1 pseudogene is annotated in these 864 nt (G+C 51.9%); it reads right to left on the reverse strand.

The features are described 5' to 3' along the window. A pseudogene (locus A3773_RS16810) lies at nucleotides 1–437 on the reverse strand (reverse transcriptase domain-containing protein); the annotation flags it as partial. Nucleotides 438–864 lie beyond the last annotated feature (427 nt).

An 864-nucleotide genomic window follows, 5' to 3' on the forward strand; every position in this document is an offset into this window, starting at 1 on the left:
ACCTGCTTTACCGCCTGTTGCCCATTTCGATTTGGCCGGAATCCAAAACTATTGTTTGAGAAATCGGGATCAAAAATAGGCGTAAGGACTTGGGCAATCGCTTGCTGAATCACTCGATCACAGACGGTTGGAATCCCCAGTTGGCGAGTACCACCATCGGGTTTATCGATTTCAACGCGTCTGACCGGTGAGGGCGTATATCGACCTGTTGCCAGTTCGGTAGTGACCTTCGTCCAGTGTCCTGCGCTTGCCCATACGGGAAATTCGTTGATGGTCATGCCATCCACTCCTGCAGCCCCTTTATTGGCTTGAACGCGTTTCCATGCCGCTGAGAGGTTATCCCGTTGCAGCACACGCTCAAATAGATCGTTACTAAAGGCTGGCTTCAGATCACTACGCTGAATCACGTCATCGCCTGACGGCGTTCGTGCGTTCAAGTGTGACAAGGCTCCTCCTTTATTCTTAATGTTCAGGCCTTCACCATGTATCAGCCATTACGCTGACCGTTGGGCTACTATGCCGTCTGCTGACTTCTGCTTAATCACTGGCAAAGTTACCTCTGCCAGCGCTATCGGTTTGTATCTAGTTCGCTCTCCACTGGCGATACATTCAGCGGAGCCAAGGCACTTATTGACCAGAGCCTTACTGGTGGTTTACCGATCGCTTGTTAAGCAGATCTCCCCAGATAAGAGCATGAACTGTCCCTGCGCAACTGCATCATTTACGGTGGCCGTTAGATCACACGGCTTCGTTGTCTTGGACCCAAAGCGCTTCGCGGGGCCGGCCCTGCCAACTCGCCTCCAGCCTACGCCTCATATGATGTTCTTGTTCATCAGCTCGCAGTTTTGCGTCAGGCTTCCTTTA

The sequence above is a fragment of the Neptuniibacter pectenicola genome, from assembly GCF_001597735.1.
GTDB classification, from domain to species: domain Bacteria; phylum Pseudomonadota; class Gammaproteobacteria; order Pseudomonadales; family Balneatricaceae; genus Neptuniibacter; species Neptuniibacter pectenicola.